The following is an 18435-nucleotide window of genomic DNA, read 5'->3' as shown; positions in this document are numbered from 1 at the left end:
CGACTCGGGGCTCTGCCCCGGACCCCGCTCCTCAATCGCCGGAGGGGCTGGTTTTCGCGGAACCACCGTGCAGCCGTACCGGCAGCTCGTACAAGTCGTTCTGCGTCACCACCGGCTTGTTGCGGAGCTCCGAGCGCGGGACCGCCAGGCTGAGGTCGGGGAAGCGCTCGTACAGCGCGGGCAGGGCCACGCCGGCCTCCAGGCGCGAGAGCGCCGCGCCGGGGCACGCATGCGGGCCGTGGCCGAAGGAGATGTGGCGGGTGGGAGACGTGCGGGTGATGTCGAACTCGGCCGCCGTCGGGCCGTGGGCCTGCTCGTCCCGGCCGATCGCGCCGTACGAGACGATCAACGCGTCCCCGGCGGGGATCACCTTGTCGCCGACGGGTACGTCCTCGGCGGCGAAGCGGATCAGGACGTGCGAGGTCGGCGTCGAGTGGCGCAGGGTCTCCTCCACCACCGCGTCCCAGCCGACCTGCCCCGCGCGGACGAGGGCGAGCTGCTCGGGGTGCGTGGAGAGGTTCACGACAGCGTTGACGATGAGGGAGATCGTCGTCTCGTGCCCCGCCGCGACCATCAGCTGGAGCGTGGAGACGATCTCCTCGTCGGTGAGGCGGTCGCCGCCCTCGGAGGCCGCGATCAGCGCGCTGGTCAGGTCGTCGCCCGGCTCCGCGCGGCGGGCCGCCACGACCTTGCCCATCATCGCGGCCAGCTCGCCGAGCGTCGCCACGACCTCCTCCGGCGGCGTCTGCGTGGAGAAGAACTTGTCGAACAGGACCTTCAGCCGCGGGTGGTCGGCCTCGTCGATGCCCATCAGGTCGCTGATGACGTACATGGGCAGGGGGTAGGCGAACGCGGCCTTCAGGTCGACCACTTCGGCGTCCAGGGGCAGCTTGTCGAGCAGGCCGTCCGTCAGCTCCGTGATGCGCTTCCGCATGCGCTCCACCCGGCGCGGCGTCAGCGCCTGCGCGACCAGCGACCGCAGGCGGCGGTGCTCCTCGCCGTCGACCGTCAGCATGGAACGACCCGGGTTGGCGAGGCCGATCAGCGGCCAGTCGGCGGGTATCTCGCCGCGCCGCCAGGCGCCCCAGACCTCGATGTCCTTCACCAGCCGCTTGTCGGTGAGGAGTTGCCGGGCCTCCGTGTGACGCGTGACCGCCCACACCGGCACACCCCCCGGCAGCTCCGCCTCGACGAGGGGACCCGCCGCGAGCAGCCGGGCGCTCTCGCCGTCCAGGTCGGTGACGAAGGGGTCCAGGGCGATTCTGGCGGGGTTGTCGGTCACTTGAGGTCTCCAAACGCTGAGGTCGGGGTCGGGTTGAAGCTCACCGGCAGATCGGTCAGGCCGCGCAGCCACGGCGACGGGCGGCGGGTCAGGTCGTGCGCGGGCACCGTCAGGTCAAGGTCGGGCAGCCGGTCCAGAAGCACCTCGATGCCGGTCCGCGCGACGACCTCGGCGACCTCCTGGGCGGGGAAGGGGCAGCGGTGCTCGCCGTGGCCGAAGGCGAAGTGGGCGCTGTTGCCGCCGGTCAGGGCCGAGCCGTCGGTGCGCACCTGCGGGTCGGCGTTGGCGGCGCCGAGGCCGAGGAGCAGCAGGTCACCGGCGTGGACGCGGCGACCGCCGAGCTGCGTGTCGCGCGAGGCCCAGCGGCCCGCGACGTTCTGGGTGGGGGTGTCCTCCCACAGGACCTCGTTCATGGCCTCGGCGACGCTGTGCCGGCCGCCGAAGAGGGACGCGGCGAAGCGGTCGTCGGTGAGCATCAGCCGCAGCGAGTTGCCGATCCAGTCGGCGGTCGGCTGGTGACCGGCGGCCATCATCACCATCAGGTCCTGCGCGATCTCCTCGTCGCTGAACCCGTCCGCTCCGTCCGTGAGCTGTGCCCGCAGCATGTACGAGGCCACGTCCTCGCCCGGCGCCTCGTGCTTGTCGGCGATGAGCCGCGCCATCGACGACGCGAGGTGCTGCTGGCCCGCGAGCGCCCGCTCACGGCCGTCGATCATGTCGTTCATGGCGGTGACGAGCGCGGGGCCCTGCTCGTCGGGGAAGCCGTAGACGCGGGCCAGGACGCGCACCGGCAACAGCATCGCGTACTCGGCGATCAGGTCGGCGGCGCCCTTGCCGCAGAACCGGTCGATCAGCTCGTCCGCGAACGTCTCCGCGTGCGCCTTCAGCTCGAACGGGTCGACGGCCTCCAGCGCCTGCGCGATCATCGCGGCCCGCCGGGTGTGCCGCTCGCCGACGGTGTAGAGGATCGACGGCTGCTTGTGGCCGATCATCGGCAGCAGCGGCCAGTCCTCGGGGATGTTCGGCCACTGGTTCCACAGCTCCGAGTCGCGGCTGAACAGCACCGGGTCGGTGGTGACCTGGTGCAGCTCGCGGTAGCCGAGCACCAGCCAGGCCGGTATGCCGCCGTCGAGCAGCACGGGCGCCACGGGCCCGTGGTCGCGGCGCATCTCCCGGTACAGCTGGGCGGGTTCGGTGGCGAAGCGGGGGCCGGAGAGCGGGACGGGACCGGGTACGGCGCCGGTCACGGGGCAGGTCACTGGGCGTACTCCTGGGGGGCGTTCAGCTGAGCGACGTACAACGTCTTGAGGTGTTCCACGAGAGCGATCAGTACGTCCTTGCTGGACTGCCGGGAGCGCGCGTCGCAGTCGACGAGCGGCACCCCGGGGTCGAGGTCGAGCGCCTCGCGCACCTGCTCGGGGGTGTACGCGGGCCCGCCGAAGTCGTTGCGGGCCACGATGAACGGCGTGCCGTGGTGCTCCAGGCGGTCGATCGCGTACCAGGAGTCCGACAGGCGCCGGGTGTCGACGAGGACGACCGCGCCGAGGGTCCCGGCGAAGAGGCGGTCCCACAGGAACCAGAAGCGTTCCTGGCCGGGGGCGCCGAAGAGGTACAGGACGTTGCGGGCGTCGAGCGTGATGCGCCCGAAGTCGAAGGCGACCGTCGTGGCCGTCTTGGCGCCGAGCCCCGCCAGTCCGCCGGTCTCGTCGATGCCCCGGCCGGCCTGCGTCATCGTCTCCTCGGTGTTGAGGGGACGGATCTCGCTGACGGAGCGGACCAGCGTCGTCTTGCCGACGCCGAAGCCGCCGACCACGACGATCTTCAGGCCGTTGTCGGCGGTCGCGGTCAGCTCTCTTCGGCCGGCTCCGCCGGTCGCGCTGCGTTCAGAGATTGCGGAGTCCAACGAGCACCTGCTCCAGGAGTTCGGAATCGGGAAGGCTGTGGGTGGGGCCCGAGCGGGGGTGGCGGGCGCTGATCCGGCCCGCGTCCAGCAGGTCGGAGAGCAGGATGCGCGTGATGCTCACCGGCAGGCCGAGTTCGGCGGCGATCTCCACGACCGCCGTCGGCAGGCGGCACATCCGCAGGATCACGGCGTGCTCGGACTGCATGCCGGGCATCGGGCCGGACTCGGCGACGACGAGGGTCACCAGGTCGAAGGGGGCGTCGGGCGCCGACCGGCTGCGTCCCCCGGTGAGGGTGTACAGCCGGTCGGGGGAGTCGTCCCGGCCGGGGCGGCCCACGCTCATGCGGTGCGCCGGCCGCCGGGGAGGCCGTCCCCGCGGGGCGCCGCGCGCAGATGCTCGCCGAGCTGTTCGACCAGCTCGCTCATCGTGTGCCCGACCAGACCCGCGTCGGCGTCCTCGGCGGCGATGAGCGCGAGGTGCGCGCCCTCACCGGCCTCGACGATGAAGAGGATGCCGCCGTAGAACTCGGCCATCGCCGAGCGCACCCCGCCGGTGCCGTCGCCGAACTCGGCGGACGCGCCGTGCGAGAGCGACTGGATGCCGGCGGCTATCGCGGCGAGCTGGTCGGCCTGGTCGACGGAGAGCTCCGGGGTGCGGCACAGCTTCAGGCCGTCCCGGGAGAGCACGAGGGCGTGCCGGGCGCCGGGGGTGCGCTCCAGGAGGCCTTCGAGCAGCCAGGTCAGCTTGGCGTCGGTGGTCGTGCCGGGGGTGGCGGTGGGCGCAGTGGTCATGGGGAAGTGTCGCCTTCCGGGTGCTCGGGGGTTGCGGGGGCGTCGTCCGTGCCGTTCGGTGGACCGGCGGGCCCGGTGCCGGTCGGAGGGGCGGCGGGCTCCGTCGGAGCGGTACGGACGGCCTGGCGGAAGCTGCTGAAGCGGGCCGCCGTGGTGGCGGCGTCCGCGGGGCGCGGCCGCGGGTTCTCCCCGGTGTCACTGCCGGCACGGGCCCGCTCGGCGGCGGCGAGGGTACGGCCGCGGGGGCGCTTGGGGAGGGGGATGGTTTCGGTGGGGGTGTCGGGGGTGGGGGTTGCTGTGGTGGGGGTGCCAGTTGTGGCGGTTCCTGCGGTGGGGGTGTCCGCGGTGGGGGTTCCCTCGGCCGGGGTGTGCGGGGCCGGGGTGTGCGGGGTCTGAGTGTGCGGGGCCGCCGACTCGTGGGTGGGCAGGGGATCGCGGTCCAGGCGGTCGAGGCCGGGGTCGGGGGTGCGGGGGTGGGAGTACGTGGGCCGGGGCGCGGCCTCGGCCCGGGCGTGCGGGTGCGGTTGTTGCTGCTGCGTGGGCTCCGGCTGGGCCGCGGCTGCCGGCCGGCCCGGGGTCAGGGCCGCGGGTCGGGCCGTGGAACGGGCCGTGGAACCGGCCGTGGAATCGGCCGTGGGCGTCGGCCCGTCATCGGTGGGGGCCGGGGGCTGACCCGAGGGCGTCGGCCGGGCCGCGTGCCGGGCCGGGGCCAGAGCCGCGGGGCCGGTGGGATCCGCGGGGCCGGTGAGGTCCGCGGGGGCGTCCGGCGTCAGGGCCGCGGAGCCGGCCGGGGCGCCGCCCGGTCCGGGGCCGGGGCGGCGGGCTGGGCCTCGGGATCCGCCGGGGGCGTCGCCTGGTGCGAGGTCGGAGCCGTGGGCTGGGCCGTGGAGCCGGATGCGGAGCCGGCCGTGGAACCGGACGTAGAACCGGCCGTGGAGTCGGCCGTGGGCGTCGGACCGTCAGGGATGTGGGCCGAGGGCCGACCCGAGGCGGACGGCTGGGCCGCGTGCCGGGCCGCGTGCCGGGCCGGGGCCAGAGCCGCGGGGCCGGTGAGATCCGCGAGACCGGTCAGGGACGCGGGATCCGCCGGGGGCGGGGCGGCGGGCAGGGCCGCGGGGCGGGCCGGAGGCGCCGGCAGGGATGAGGCCGGGGCCGGGGTCGGGTCCGAGGGGCGGGAGAGCAGTTCCTGCGGGATGAGCAGGAGGACGCCCGTGCCGCCGCGCGCCGAGGGGCGGAACGACACCGTGAGACCGTACTTGCGGGCCAGCCTGCCGACCACCGCGAGGCCGAGCCGGGTGCCGGTCAGGCCGCCGAGGCCCGTCGTCTCGCCGGACACGGCCCGTTCCGCGCGGCGCTGCTGCACCGGACCCATCACCAGGCCGCTGTCCTCGACGGAGACGATGACACCGGCCGCCACCTCCTCGATGTACACGTGCACTTCGGAGGTCGGCGGCGAGAAGTTCGCGGCGTTGTCGAGCAGTTCGGCCAGGGCGTGCATGACGCCCTCGGCGGCGTGGCCCGCCACCGCGACCTCGCTGGCCGAGTGGACGCGTACGCGCTGGTAGCCGCCGATGCGGCCCATCGCGCCGCGCAGGATCGACTCCATGACGATGGGCTTGGCCCAGCGGCGGCCGGAGCGGGCGCCGGTGAGCACCGCCACCGAGTCGGCGATGCGGCCGGCCTGCGCGGTCCTGTGGTCCAGGTGGAGGAGGTCGGTGAGGACGTCCTCGTCCGCGTGCCTGCCCTCCATCTCCCGCAGGTCGGCGAGGGTGCCGGTGGCCAGGGCCTGCATGCGCCCGGCCGCGTTGGCGCACGCGGCGAGCGCGGCGGCCCGCTCGGACTCGGCGGTGCGCAGCCGCTCGGCCAGTTCGGTCCGTACGCGCGTGTGCTCGGCGGTGAGCTCCGCCTGGGTACGGCCGTTCTCGGCGGTCAGCTCGGCCCGCACGCGCGCGTGCTCGGCGGTGAGCTCGGCCACCTCGCGGGCGTGCGCGGCGGTGAGGCGGGCGTGCTCCTGCGCGAACTCGGCGGCCCGGCGCGCCTGTTCCCGCTGGAGGAGGCCGGTCTCCTGGCGGGCGGCGGCCAGGTGTCGCCGTGCCAGGGAGAGTGACCGCAGGGCGTGGAAGGCGACGGCCACCGCGACGCTGAGCGCGAGTGCCGCGGCACCGGCCCCCCAGGCCAGGGGGGCCCGCGCGGACGCGGGCGCGAGGGCGGCGGCCGTTCCGGCGAGCGCCGCCGTGACGAGGGCGCAGGCCAGCAGGACGAACGCGGCGGGACGCAGCGGAGGGCGCTCCGTCCCGGGGCGCGCTAGGGGGGTTGGCGCGGTCATCAATCGGGGTCCTCGATCGGAAGCGACACACTCTGCTCGAACGTGCTCGGGCTTGTCTCAAGCTCTGCTCAAGTTCTGGTCACTATAGGAGAGTTGATGCGCATGGTGGGAATGTTCCCTTCCGGATCCTGATATATCGGGTGCTGAGGGGTGTGCGCGGGGGTGTGCGCGAGGGCATTCTGAACCGCATGAACGATCTTGACCGCGACCCCGGCCGCGACCCCGGCGGACTGGAGCGGGACCTGCGCGCGGCCGTGCGCGGCCCGGTGGACCTCTCCGTGACCGCGCGGGCCCTGCACACCATGGACGCCTCCAACTACCGCCGGGTGCCCCTCGCGGTGGTGGCCCCGCACGACGCCGACGACGTGGCGGCGGCGCTCGACGTCTGCCGGAGGCGGGGCGTTCCGGTGGTGGCGCGCGGCGCGGGCACGTCGATCGCCGGGCAGGCGACGGGCACCGGCGTCGTCCTCGACTTCACCCGGCGGATGAACCGGATCGTCTCCCTCGACCCCGAGGCACGGACCGCCGTGGTCCAGCCGGGCGTCATCCTGGACGACCTGCGCGCGGCGGCGGCCCCGTACGGCCTGACGTTCGGCCCCGACCCCTCGACGCACAGCCGGTGCACGCTGGGCGGGATGATCGGCAACAACTCGTGCGGGTCGCACTCGGTGGCCTGGGGGACGACGGCCGACAACGTCCGCTCCCTGTCGGTCGTCACCGGCCGGGGCGATCCCGTCCGCCTCGGGCAGAGCTGGGCCGGCGCCCCCGAAGGCCTGCGCCCCCTCGTCGACGGCCACCTGGCCCTGCTGCGCACCGGCTACCCCGACCTGCCGCGCCGCATCTCCGGCTACGCCCTCGACGCCCTCCTCCCCGAACGCGGCCCCGACCTCGCCCGCGCCTTCTGCGGCTCGGAGGGCACCCTCGGCCTCCTCACCGAAGCCGTCGTACGGCTCGTCGAGGCGCCCCGCGCGCGAGCGCTCGCCGTCCTCGGGTACGCCGACGAGAGCGCCGCCGCGGAAGCCGCCGCCGGCCTGCTGCCCTACGGCCCGCTGACCGTCGAGGGCATGGCGGCCGACCTCGTGCGCGCGAGCCCTCAGGAGACCCTCCTGCCGCGGGGCGGCGCCTGGCTGTTCGTGGAGGCGGGCGGCGAGAGTCCGGCCGAGGCACGCGCGCGGGCCGAGGCGATCGTGCGCGCCGCCGACGTCCTGGACGCCGTGGTCGTCGACGACCCGGCCGGGCAGCGCGCGCTGTGGCGCGTACGGGAGGACGCCGCGGGCACCGCCACGCGCATCCCGGACCCCGGCGCCCCGGCCGGGACGGGCCCCGGACACGGCGCGGAGGCCTGGCCCGGCTGGGAGGACTGCGCCGTGCCCCCGGCCCGCCTCGGCGCCTACCTGCGCGACTTCCGCGCGCTGCTCGCCGAGCACGGCCTGCGCGGCACCCCGTACGGGCACTTCGGGGACGGCTGCATTCACGTACGCATCGACTTCGACCTGATCACCCCCGAAGGCGTGGCCCGCTTCCGCCGTTTCTCCGAGGAGCTGGCCGACGTCGTCGTCGCGCACGGCGGCTCGCTCTCCGGTGAGCACGGCGACGGGCAGGCCCGCGCCGAACTGCTGCCGAAGATGTACGGGCCCGAACTCGTCGCTCTCTTCGCGCGTGTGAAGGACGTCTGGGACCCGGCGGGCCTGCTCAACCCGGGCATGCTGGTGCGGCCCGCGCCCCTCGACTCGAACCTGCGGTTCACGCCCCTGCCGCGCGAGCCCGTCGACGTCGCCTTCGGCTATCCCAGTGACGGCGCCGACGGCGGCGACTTCTCGGCGGCGGTCAGGCGGTGCGTCGGGGTCGCCAAATGCCGTACGACGACGGCGGCCTCGCCCACCGACGTCATGTGCCCGTCCTTCCGCGCCACCGGCGAGGAAGAGCACTCCACGCGCGGCCGGGCGCGGCTGCTGCACGAGATGCTCGCCGGCGAGGTCGTGACGGACGGCTGGCGCTCGACGGAGGTCAGGGACGCGCTCGACCTCTGCCTGTCCTGCAAGGGATGCCGATCGGACTGTCCGGTGGGCGTCGACATGGCCACGTACAAGGCGGAGTTCCTGCACCACCACTACGAAGGGCGCCGCAGGCCCGCCGCGCACTACGCCATGGGGTGGTTGCCGCGCTGGCTGCGGGCCGTCGCCGTCACGCGCACGGCCCCGGTCCTCAACGCCCTCGCCCGGGTGGGCCCGTTGGCGGCGCTCGCCAAGCGGCTCGGCGGGATCGCGCCGGAGCGGTCGATCCCGCCCGTGGCGCCGCGCACGCTGCGGCAGTGGTGGCGCGGCAGGCCGAAGGACAGGAGCCGCCCCGCGTCGGTCGTCCTGTGGCCCGACACCTTCACCGACCACCTCTCGCCCTCCGTGGGGCGCGCCGCGGTACGAGTTCTGGAGAACGCGGGGCTGACCGTCGCGCTGCCGCCGCGAGGCGTGTGCTGCGGGCTGACGTACGTCTCGACGGGGCAGCTCGACCGGGCGCGGGCGGTGCTGCGCGCCACCTTGGACCGTGTGGCGCCGCTCCTGGCGGCCGGTACGCCGGTCGTCGTCCTTGAGCCGAGCTGTGCGGCGGCCCTCAAGACGGACCTTGTCGAGCTGCTGGGCGACGACCCGCGCGCGCACCGCCTCGCCGCGTCGGTACGGACCTTCGCACAGGCCCTCGAAGAACTCGCCCCGCGGTGGCGGCCGCCGCACGTCGGCCGCGAGGCGGTCGGCCAGACGCACTGCCACCAGCACGCGGTCCTCGGCGACGCGGCGGAACGGCGGCTGCGGGCGAAGGCGGGCATCAAGGGCGAGCTGAGCGGCGGCTGCTGCGGGCTCGCCGGGAACTTCGGGTTCGAGAAGGGGCACCACGAGGTCTCCGTGTCCTGCGCGGAGGAGCACCTGCTGCCTTCGGTGCGCGAGGCACCCGGTGACGCCGTGGTCCTGGCCGACGGCTTCTCCTGCCGGACCCAGCTGGGGCAGCTCGCGGGGGTGCGGGGGTGGCACCTGGCGGAGATCCTCGCGGGGGCGCTGGAGCGGGAGGCCGGGGCGGGGTGAGAGCCGCCGCGGCACACCGTCGACAGTCGTACGGTCGATAGTGAGGGCGCGGAACGCGGACAGGGGTAAAAGCGTTCCACATTCCTGACTCGGTCCATTACCTTGTACGGTGTAGTCCAGAACACTGGACCCTCACCGGCGGGCGACAGCGGCCCCCCACCAGCGGCAGGAAAGGCTCAGGCGTGAACGTCTCGCGCAGCGATCAGGCGGCACCGGCGGTGGCCCCGACGGCGGCGCCGACGGTGGCCTCCGAGGCGGCCCCCGTGGTGGCCCAGCAGCCGGAGATCGCGGGCGCCGAGGCCGCCGCCGCGCCCCGGGGCGGCCTCCGCGCCCGGCTCGGACCGGTCGGGCTCGTCCTCGCGGGCGGGATCTCCGTACAGTTCGGCGGCGCGGTCGCGGTGAGCGTCATGCCGCGCGCCGGGGCGCTCGGCATCGTGACGCTGCGGCTCGCCTTCGCCGCGCTCGTCCTGCTCGCCGTATGCCGGCCGAAGCTGCGCGGGCACTCGCGCGCCGACTGGGGCACCGTGGTCGCTTTCGGCGTGGCCATGGCCGGGATGAACGGCCTCTTCTACCAGTCCGTCGCCCGCATCCCGATGGGCCCCGCCGTGACCCTCGAAGTCCTCGGGCCGCTCGCGCTCTCCGTCATCGCCTCCCGCCGCGCCATGAACCTGATCTGGGCCGGGCTCGCGCTCTGCGGTGTGTTCCTGCTCGGCGGCGGGGGCGGCTTCAGCGGCCTCGATCCGGCGGGTGTCGCCTACGCGCTCGGCGCGGGCGCGATGTGGGCCACGTACATCGTCTTCAGCGCGCGCACCGGGCGGCGCTTCCCGCAGGCCGACGGGCTGGCCCTCGCGATGGTGGTCGCGGCGGTGCTGTTCCTGCCGCTCGGGATCGTGGAGTCCGGGGCGAAGCTCGTCGAGCCGGGCACGCTGGCGCTGGGGGCGGTGGTCGCCGTCATGTCGTCCGTGCTGCCGTACACCCTCGAACTCCTCGCGCTGCGGCGCCTTCCCTCGCACACCTTCGCGATCCTGATGAGCCTGGAGCCGGCCATCGCCTCCGTCGCCGGTTTCCTCATCCTCAGCCAGGCCCTGACGGTCGCCGAGGCGCTGGCGATCTCCCTGGTCATCGCGGCGAGCATGGGCGCGGTGCGGACACAGGTGGGCCGGGGCCGGGCGCGGGCGGACGCCAAGGCCGTGCGGAAGGCGGAAGACGGAGGCTGAGATGACCGCCGGCGTGCCCGGGGAGGAACCCGGCGCGTTCAGGGAGACGCGCGACGCACTCGCGCTGATGGCGGCCGCGCACAGGAACAGGCCCTTCCCGCCCGGCGCCCGCGGCCTGGACGTCGCGGGCCAGGACTTGGTGCTGCTCGACGCGGACGCCTAGGCCTACTCGGCCAACGTCCGCAAGTGCCCCCTGCCCGACAGGCGGCACGCGGACTTCACGCGATTGGTGGCGGTGTTCGACGCGGTCCTCCCGACGCTCGACGACCCGTACGCCGCCGGGTACTACGCCCGGCTGCGCGACATGGCGGTACTGGCCCTGGAGGTCGAAGCCCTGCGGCGAAAGCGGGACCCTTCAGAATCCCGTGCGTGCTCCGGAGGGAGGACAGGCGCGCCGACAAAACAATGCAAGCACGCTTGCTTGTTTCCGTCGACGCTGCCATGCTCCCAGGCACTTCCCCAAGCTCTCGACGTCGTTCGGGCAGGGGAGGCCACACTCGTGCCCCGAGGGGAGCGTTCCGTGTCCGATGCCCTGTCCGTGCTCGACGACCTGCGCGGCGAGAGCGGGGAACTCGACCGGCTCGTCGCGGAGTTGACCGAGGACCGCTGGGCCCTCGCGACGCCCGCGCCGCGCTGGACGATCGCCCACCAGATCGCGCACCTCGCCTGGACCGACCGGGCCGCCCTGCTCGCCGCCACCGACCCGGAGGCCTTCGCCGCCGAGGCCGAGAAGGCCGCGGCGAACCCCGGCTCGTTCGTGGACGAGGGCGCCGAGGAAGGGGCCGCGCTGCCGCCCGCCGAGCTGCTCGCCCGCTGGCGGGCCGGGCGCGACGCGCTGTGGCGGGCCCTCACCGACGCCCCCGCCGGGACCCGGCTGCCCTGGTACGGGCCGCCCATGGCCGTGCCGTCCATGGCGACAGCGCGGCTCATGGAGACCTGGGCGCACGGCCAGGACGTGGCGGACGCCCTCGGCGTGACGCGGGCCCCGACGGACCGGCTGCGGCACGTCGCCCGCATCGGCGTACGGGCGCGGGACTTCGCCTTCGCCGTGCGTGGGGCCGCCGCGCCGCCCGAGGAGTTCCGCGTCGAACTGTCCTCACCGGTGACGGGTGAGGTGTGGGCGTACGGTCCCGAGGGTGCCGCCCAGCGCGTGACCGGGCCCGCGTACGACTTCTGCCTCCTCGTGACGCGCCGCGCGCACCGTGCCGACTTGGCGTTGCGTGCCGAGGGTGCCGACGCGGACCGCTGGCTGGACATCGCCCAGGCGTTCGCGGGGCCGCCGGGTGAGGGCCGCGCGCCGCGTCATGGGCGGGGAGGTGGGGAGTGACCGGGCGGCCGTTGCGGGTCGGCAACGCGTCCGGGTTCTACGGCGACCGGTGCGACGCCCTGCGCGAGATGCTGGTCGGCGGCCCTCTCGACGTCCTGACCGGTGACTATCTCGCCGAGCTGACCATGCTGATCCTCGGCCGTGACCGGCTCAAGGACCCCTCACGCGGGTACGCCAAGACCTTCCTGCGGCAGCTGGAGGAGTGCCTCACCCTCGCCCACGAACGCGGCGTGAAGATCGTCGCCAACGCGGGCGGGCTCAACCCGGCGGGGCTCGCCGACGCCGTGCGGGGACTGGCCGCCCGGCTCGGCGTGCCGGTACGCGTCGCGCACGTCGAGGGCGACGACCTCGGCGGGCCCCAAGGACGCTTCCCGGGCGCCCTGACCGCCCACGCCTACCTCGGCGGCGCCGGCATCGCGGCCTGCCTGAGCGCGGGGGCCGACCTCGTCGTCACCGGGCGCGTGAGCGACGCCGCGCTGGTCAGCGGGCCCGCCGCCGCGCACTTCGGGTGGGCGCCGGACGCGTACGACCGGCTCGCGGGCGCGGTCGTCGCCGGGCACGTCCTGGAGTGCGGGACGCAGGCCACCGGCGGCAACTACGCCTTCTTCGCCGAGCACGACCCCGCTGACCTGCGCCGCCCCGGCTTCCCACTCGCCGAGGTGTACGAGGACGGCTCGGCGGTCATCACCAAGCACGACGACACCGGCGGCTTCGTCGACATCGGCACCGTCACCGCGCAGCTCCTCTACGAGACGCAGGGCGCCCGGTACGCGGGCCCGGACGTCACCGCCCGCCTCGACTCGGTCACCCTCACCCAGGAGGGCCCGGACCGCGTACGCATCGACGGCGTGCGCGGCGAGGCACCGCCGCCGACCCTGAAGGCGGGCCTGACCCGGCTCGGCGGTCACCGCAACGAAGTCGTCTTCGTCCTCACCGGCCTCGACGTCGAGGCCAAGGCCGCCCTGGTCCGCGCCCAGCTGGAGGACGCCTTCGACCGCGCCGAGGCCCGCCCGGCCGAGGTCGGCTGGGAGCTGGCCCGCACCGACCACGCCGACGCGGCCACCGAGGAAACCGCCTCCGCCCTGCTGCGGCTCGTCGTGCGGGACCCCGACGCGGACACGGTGGGCCGCGCGATCGGCGGCGCGGCGGTCGAACTCGCCCTCGGCAGCTACCCCGGCTTCCACGTGACGGCGCCGCCCGGCAAGGGCGCCCCCTACGGCGTCTTCGAGGCGGCGTACGTCGAGCGGTCCGGCGTCGAGCACGTGGCGGTCCTGCCTGACGGGGAGCGGCGCCCGGTGCCGTTCGGCGCCGACGACACCCTCGTACTGGACGACGTACCGCAGCCACCCCCGCCCGCGCCCCTCCCGCCGGGCCCCACCCGCCGCGTGCCCCTCGGCCTCGTCGCCGGAGCCCGCAGCGGCGACAAGGGCGGCGACGCCAACGTCGGCGTGTGGGTGCGCACCGACGACGCGTGGCGGTGGCTCGCCCACGAGCTGACGGTGGCCCGCTTCCGGGAACTGCTCCCGGAGGCCGCCGACTTGACCGTCGTACGCCACGACCTGCCCAACCTGCGCGCCCTGAACTTCGTCGTCCAGGACCTGCTCGGCGAGGGCGTGGCCGCCCGGGCCCGCTTCGACCCGCAGGCCAAGGGCCTCGCCGAGTGGCTGCGCGCCCGCCACGTGGACATCCCACAGCTGCTGCTGTGAACCCGCAGGACCGCCCGTCGCCGGAGGTACCGCTGTGACCGTCCTCGCCTCCGCGCTCGACCCCGCGAGCGCCGAGTACGCCGAGCACCGCGCCGCCATGCTGGAGAAGCTGGCCGCGCTCGACGCCGAGCAGGCCAAGGCCCTGGAGGGCGGCGGCGAGAAGTACGTCCGACGCCACCGCGACCGCGGCAAGTTGCCGGCCCGCGAACGGATCGAGCTGCTGCTCGATCCCGACACGCCCTTCCTGGAGCTGTCGCCGCTGGCCGCCTGGGGCAGCGACTATCCCGTCGGCGCCTCCCTGGTCACCGGCATCGGCGTCGTCGAGGGCGTCGAGTGCCTGATCACCGCCAACGACCCGACGGTCAGGGGCGGCGCCTCCAACCCCTGGACGCTGAAGAAGGCCTTCCGGGCGCACGAGATCGGGCACGCCAACCGACTGCCGTCGATCCACCTCGTGGAGTCCGGCGGCGCCGACCTGCCGTCCCAGAAGGAGATCTTCATCCCGGGCGGCGCCCTCTTCAAACACCTCACGCGGTCCTCGGCGGCCGGCATCCCCACCATCGCTGTCGTCTTCGGGAACTCCACGGCGGGCGGCGCGTACGTCCCCGGCATGTGCGATCACGTGATCATGGTCAAGGAGCGCGCGAAGGTCTTCCTCGGCGGGCCGCCGCTGGTGAGGATGGCGACCGGCGAGGAGAGCGACGACGAGTCGCTCGGCGGCGCCGAGATGCACGCCCGCACCTCCGGCCTCGCCGACCACCTCGCCGAGGACGAGCGCGACGCCCTGCGCCAGGCCCGCCGCGTCGTCGCCCGCCTCAACTGGCGCAAGGCGTACGCCGACCCGGACCCGCTCACCGTCGAGCCGCCCAAGTACGACGAGGACGAACTCCTCGGCATCGTCCCCGGCGACCTGAAGAAGCCCTTCGACCCGCGCGAGGTCGTCGCCCGCGTCGTCGACGGCTCCGACTTCGACGAGTTCAAGCCGCTGTACGGCACCAGCCTCACCACCGGCTGGGCCACCCTGCACGGCTATCCGGTCGGCATCCTCGCCAACGCGCAGGGCGTGCTGTTCAGCGAGGAGTCGCAGAAGGCCGCCCAGTTCATCCAGCTCGCCAACCAGCGTGACATCCCGCTGCTCTTCCTGCACAACACCACCGGCTACATGGTCGGCAAGGAGTACGAGCAGGGCGGCATCATCAAGCACGGCGCGATGATGATCAACGCGGTCAGCAACTCGCGCGTGCCGCATCTGTCCGTCCTCATGGGGGCGAGTTACGGCGCCGGGCACTACGGCATGTGCGGCCGCGCCTACGACCCCCGCTTCCTCTTCGCCTGGCCGAGCGCGAAGTCCGCCGTCATGGGCCCGCAGCAGCTCGCCGGGGTCCTGTCGATCGTCGCGCGGCAATCCGCCGCCGCCAGGGGGCAGCCCTACGACGACGAGGCGGACGCCTCGCTGCGCGCTGTGGTGGAGCAGCAGATCGAGGCCGAGTCGCTGCCGATGTTCCTCTCCGGGCGGCTCTACGACGACGGGGTCATCGACCCGCGCGACACCCGCACCGTCCTCGGTATCTGTCTGTCCGCGATCCACACCGCCCCCTTCGAGGGCGCGCGCGGCGGCTTCGGCGTCTTCCGGATGTGAGGAACTCCCCATGATCACTTCCCTGTTGGTGGCCAACCGCGGCGAGATCGCCTGCCGGGTTTTCCGCACCTGCCGCGAGCTGGGCATCGCCACCGTCGCCGTGTACTCCGACGCCGACGCGGACGCCCTGCACGTGCGCGAGGCCGACACGGCGGTACGGCTGCCCGGCTCGGCGCCCGGTGAGACGTATCTGCGCGGCGACCTCGTCGTCAAGGCCGCCCAGGCCGCGGGCGCCGACGCCGTCCACCCCGGCTACGGCTTCCTCTCCGAGAACGCCGGTTTCGCGCGCGCCGTCCAGGACGCGGGCCTCACCTGGATCGGCCCGCCGCCCGAGGCGATCGAGGCCATGGCGTCCAAGACCCGGGCCAAGGAGCTGATGGGCCTCGCACCGCTCGGCGAGGTCACCGAGGCCGACCTGCCGGTCCTGGTGAAGGCGGCCGCGGGCGGTGGCGGGCGCGGGATGCGCGTCGTACGGGACATGGCCGACCTGGCGGGGGCGCTGGCGGCGGCGCGGGCCGAGGCCGCGAGCGCCTTCGGGGACGGCGAGGTGTTCGTCGAGCCGTACATCGAGGGCGGCCGGCACGTCGAGGTGCAGGTCATGGCCGACGCGTACGGCACCGTGTGGACGCTCGGCACCCGCGACTGCACCCTCCAGCGCCGCCACCAGAAGGTCATCGAGGAGTCCCCGGCGCCCGGCCTCCCACCGGAACTCCTCGCCGAGCTGCACGACCGGGCGGTGCGGGCGGCCCGCGTGACCGAGTACCGCGGCGCGGGCACCGTCGAGTTCCTGGTGGCCGACGGCCGGGCGCACTTCCTGGAGATGAACACCCGCCTCCAGGTCGAACACCCCGTCACCGAAGCCGTGTTCGGCGTCGACCTGGTCGCACTCCAGATCCAGGTCGCCGAGGGCCACGCCCTGGCGAAGGAGCCGCCTCCCGCGCGCGGGCATGCCGTCGAGGCCCGCCTGTACGCCGAGGACCCGGCGGCCGGGTGGGCCCCGCAGACCGGCACCCTGCACCGCCTCAACGTGCCCGGCGTACCGGACCTGCCGGACCTGCCGGATGTGCCGGGCGTACCGGGCGTGCCGGGCGTGCGCCTCGACACCGGCTACACCGACGGCGACACGATCGGCGTCCACTACGACGCGATGCTCGCCAAGGTCATCGCGTACGCGCCCACCCGCACCGAGGCCGTGCGCAAACTGGCGGGCGCCCTGGAGCGGGCCACCGTCCACGGCCCGGTCACCAACCGCGATCTGCTCGTACGCTCCTTGCGGCACCCGGAGTTCACGGGCGCCCGCATGGACACCGGCTTCTACGACCGGTACGCCGCCGCGCTCGCGGCCGCCGCGCCCGACCCGCACGCCCCGCTCGCCGCCGCCCTCGCCGACGCGCACGGCCGCTCCCGGTTCGGCGGCTGGCGCAACCTCCGCTCGCGGCCCCACCTCAAGCGCTACCGCACCGAGGCCGACGCCGCCGAGCACGAGGTCCGCTACGACCACACCCGGGACGGCCTGACCGCCGAGGGAGTGCGGGTCCTCGCCGTGACGCCGACGCACGTCGAGCTCGAAGTGGACGGCGTACGAAGGCGGTTCACCGTCACGCGGTACGGCGACCGGGTGCACGTCACCACCGCCCGCGGCGACACCGCCCTCGCCGCGCTGCCGCTGCTCCCCGAACCCGCCGCCCGCCGTGCCCCCGGCTCCCTGCTCGCCCCCATGCCGGGCACCGTCGTCCGCGTCGCCGAAGGGCTCGCCGAGGGCGTGTCCGTCACGGCCGGGCAGCCCCTCGTCTGGCTGGAGGCCATGAAGATGGAGCACCGCGTCTGCGCTCCCGCCTCCGGCACGCTCACCGCGCTGCACGCCGCTCCCGGCCGCCAGGTCGAGGTCGGCGCCCTGCTCGCCGTCGTACAGGCGACGTCATCCGAACCGGCCGCCGTCCCGGAGGAGTCCGTATGAGCCCCGCCCGCAGCACCGCAAGCAGTACTTCTCGCAGCACCTCTCGCGACACCGTCCTCGAAACCGAGGAGCACCAGGCCCTGCGCGCCGCCGTCGCCGCCCTCGGCAAGCGCTACGGCCGCGACTACATGACCCGCGTCGTGGCGAACGACGGCCACCCCACCGAGCTGTGGGCGGACGCGGCGAAGCTCGGCTACCTCGGCGTGAACCTGCCCGAGGAGTACGGTGGCGGAGGCGGCGGAATCGCCGAACTCGCCATCGTCCTGGAGGAGTTGGGTGCCGCCGGGTCCCCGCTGCTGATGATGGTCGTCTCGCCCGCCATCTGCGGCACCGTCATCGCCCGCTTCGGCACCGAGGAGCAGAAGCGGGCCTGGCTGCCCGGCCTCGCCGACGGCTCCCGCACCATGGCCTTCGGCATCACCGAGCCGGACGCGGGCTCCAACTCCCACCGCATCACCACCACGGCCCGCCGCGACCCGGACTCCGGCGACTGGCTCCTGACCGGCCGCAAAGTCTTCATCTCCGGCGTCGACATCGCCGACGCCACCCTCGTCGTCGGCCGTACGTCGGACGCCCGCACCGGCAGTCTCAAGCCGTGCCTGTTCATCGTCCCGCGCGACACCCCGGGCTTTGCACGGCGGCAGATCGCCATGGAGCTCCAGGCGGCCGAGAAGCAGTTCGAGCTGGTCCTCGACGACGTACGGCTGCCCGCCGACGCGCTCGTCGGCGACGAGGACGCGGGCCTGCTCCAGCTCTTCGCCGGCCTGAACCCCGAGCGGATCATGACGGCCGCCTTCGCGCTCGGCATGGGGCGGTACGCGCTGAACCGCGCCACCGCGTACGCGCGGGAACGCAGCGTCTGGAAGGCCCCCATCGGCGCCCACCAGGCCATCGCCCACCCCCTCGCGCAGTCCCACATCGACATCGAGCTGGCCCGCCTGATGACGCAGAAGGCCGCCCGGCTCTACGACGAGGGCGAGGACGCGGCCGCCGGCGAGGCCGCCAACATGGCCAAGCTGGCCGCCGCCGACGCCTGCGTGAAGGCCGTCGACCAGGCCGTGCACACCCTCGGCGGCAACGGCCTCACCAAGGAGTTCGGCCTCGCGTCGCTCATCGTCGCCTCCCGTGTTGCCCGCATCGCCCCCGTCAGCAGGGAGATGATCCTCAACTACGTCTCCCACCAGACGCTCGGCCTGCCCAAGTCGTACTGAGAGC

Annotated in this window: 14 protein-coding genes; 8 read left to right on the top strand and 6 right to left on the bottom strand. The window is 74.4% G+C overall.

The annotated features are described in order from the left end of the window. Window positions 1–31 precede the first annotated feature (31 nt). The 6 genes from ACOBQB_RS26340 to ACOBQB_RS26315 form a co-directional block, all read right to left on the bottom strand. Window positions 32–1282 carry a cytochrome P450 family protein gene (locus ACOBQB_RS26340; protein WP_423594875.1) on the bottom strand — a complete coding sequence of 417 codons (1251 nt, stop codon included), beginning with the start codon at window positions 1280–1282 and terminating at the stop codon, window positions 32–34. Further along, a complete protein-coding gene (locus ACOBQB_RS26335; RefSeq protein WP_423594873.1) occupies window positions 1279–2541 on the bottom strand; it encodes a cytochrome P450 in 1263 nt (420 codons plus the stop codon). Before ACOBQB_RS26335 ends, ACOBQB_RS26340 begins: the two co-directional genes overlap by 4 nt. Next, window positions 2538–3185, bottom strand: a complete 648-nt coding sequence (locus tag ACOBQB_RS26330) for a GTP-binding protein (RefSeq protein ID WP_423594871.1) — start codon at window positions 3183–3185, stop codon at window positions 2538–2540. Before ACOBQB_RS26330 ends, ACOBQB_RS26335 begins: the two co-directional genes overlap by 4 nt. Then, the gene (locus ACOBQB_RS26325) at window positions 3166–3522 is read right to left on the bottom strand and encodes a DUF742 domain-containing protein (RefSeq protein ID WP_423598772.1); all 357 of its coding nucleotides are present in this window, start codon (window positions 3520–3522) and stop codon (window positions 3166–3168) included. The genes ACOBQB_RS26330 and ACOBQB_RS26325 overlap by 20 nt, the downstream gene beginning before the upstream one ends. 2 nt (window positions 3523–3524) lie before the next feature. After that, window positions 3525–3977, bottom strand: a complete 453-nt coding sequence (locus tag ACOBQB_RS26320) for a roadblock/LC7 domain-containing protein (RefSeq protein WP_423594869.1) — start codon at window positions 3975–3977, stop codon at window positions 3525–3527. 769 nt (window positions 3978–4746) lie between these two features. Next, window positions 4747–6303, bottom strand: a complete 1557-nt coding sequence (locus ACOBQB_RS26315) for an ATP-binding protein (RefSeq protein ID WP_423594867.1) — start codon at window positions 6301–6303, stop codon at window positions 4747–4749. A 188-nt stretch (window positions 6304–6491) separates the two neighbouring features. On the opposite strand from ACOBQB_RS26315, the gene ACOBQB_RS26310 reads away from it, so the two are divergent. The 8 genes from ACOBQB_RS26310 (at window position 6492) to ACOBQB_RS26275 (ending at window position 18431) form a co-directional block, all read left to right on the top strand. After that, entirely contained in the window at window positions 6492–9374 is a 2883-nt protein-coding gene (locus ACOBQB_RS26310) for an FAD-binding and (Fe-S)-binding domain-containing protein (RefSeq protein WP_423594865.1), read from the top strand. A 284-nt stretch (window positions 9375–9658) separates the two neighbouring features. Continuing rightward, window positions 9659–10591 carry an EamA family transporter gene (locus ACOBQB_RS26305; protein WP_423598770.1) on the top strand — a complete coding sequence of 311 codons (933 nt, stop codon included), beginning with the start codon at window positions 9659–9661 and terminating at the stop codon, window positions 10589–10591. Between the two features lies 1 nt (window position 10592). Next, a complete protein-coding gene (locus ACOBQB_RS26300) occupies window positions 10593–10754 on the top strand; it encodes a hypothetical protein (RefSeq protein WP_423594863.1) in 162 nt (53 codons plus the stop codon). Between the two features lie 357 nt (window positions 10755–11111). Further along, window positions 11112–11918 (top strand): TIGR03084 family metal-binding protein, encoded by an 807-nt coding sequence (locus tag ACOBQB_RS26295; protein WP_423594861.1) that lies wholly within the window; start codon window positions 11112–11114, stop codon window positions 11916–11918. Beyond that, window positions 11915–13624 carry an acyclic terpene utilization AtuA family protein gene (locus tag ACOBQB_RS26290; protein ID WP_423594859.1) on the top strand — a complete coding sequence of 570 codons (1710 nt, stop codon included), beginning with the start codon at window positions 11915–11917 and terminating at the stop codon, window positions 13622–13624. Before ACOBQB_RS26295 ends, ACOBQB_RS26290 begins: the two co-directional genes overlap by 4 nt. Window positions 13625–13658: 34 nt before the next feature. Continuing rightward, window positions 13659–15263 (top strand): acyl-CoA carboxylase subunit beta, encoded by a 1605-nt coding sequence (locus tag ACOBQB_RS26285; RefSeq protein WP_423594857.1) that lies wholly within the window; start codon window positions 13659–13661, stop codon window positions 15261–15263. Window positions 15264–15273: 10 nt separating this feature from the next. Further along, window positions 15274–17220: an acetyl/propionyl/methylcrotonyl-CoA carboxylase subunit alpha gene (locus ACOBQB_RS26280; RefSeq protein WP_423594855.1), complete on the top strand. Its 1947-nt coding sequence runs from the start codon at window positions 15274–15276 to the stop codon at window positions 17218–17220. Next, entirely contained in the window at window positions 17217–18431 is a 1215-nt protein-coding gene (locus ACOBQB_RS26275) for an acyl-CoA dehydrogenase family protein (RefSeq protein ID WP_423594853.1), read from the top strand. Before ACOBQB_RS26280 ends, ACOBQB_RS26275 begins: the two co-directional genes overlap by 4 nt. The last annotated feature ends 4 nt before the right edge of the window (window positions 18432–18435 follow it).

Source organism: Streptomyces sp. G5(2025), assembly GCF_049542075.1.
GTDB lineage: Bacteria > Actinomycetota > Actinomycetes > Streptomycetales > Streptomycetaceae > Streptomyces.
Note: the sequence above shows the minus strand (reverse complement) of the source record. Positions and strands in the feature narration are given on the sequence as shown.

Coding starts and splice junctions, on each gene's coding strand:
- ACOBQB_RS26320 (WP_423594869.1), bottom strand. CDS start 3,977: ATGACCACTGCGCCCACCGCCACCCCCGGCACGACCACCGACGCCAAG.
- ACOBQB_RS26315 (WP_423594867.1), bottom strand. CDS start 6,303: ATGACCGCGCCAACCCCCCTAGCGCGCCCCGGGACGGAGCGCCCTCCG.
- ACOBQB_RS26310 (WP_423594865.1), top strand. CDS start 6,492: ATGAACGATCTTGACCGCGACCCCGGCCGCGACCCCGGCGGACTGGAG.
- ACOBQB_RS26300 (WP_423594863.1), top strand. CDS start 10,593: ATGACCGCCGGCGTGCCCGGGGAGGAACCCGGCGCGTTCAGGGAGACG.
- ACOBQB_RS26280 (WP_423594855.1), top strand. CDS start 15,274: ATGATCACTTCCCTGTTGGTGGCCAACCGCGGCGAGATCGCCTGCCGG.
- ACOBQB_RS26275 (WP_423594853.1), top strand. CDS start 17,217: ATGAGCCCCGCCCGCAGCACCGCAAGCAGTACTTCTCGCAGCACCTCT.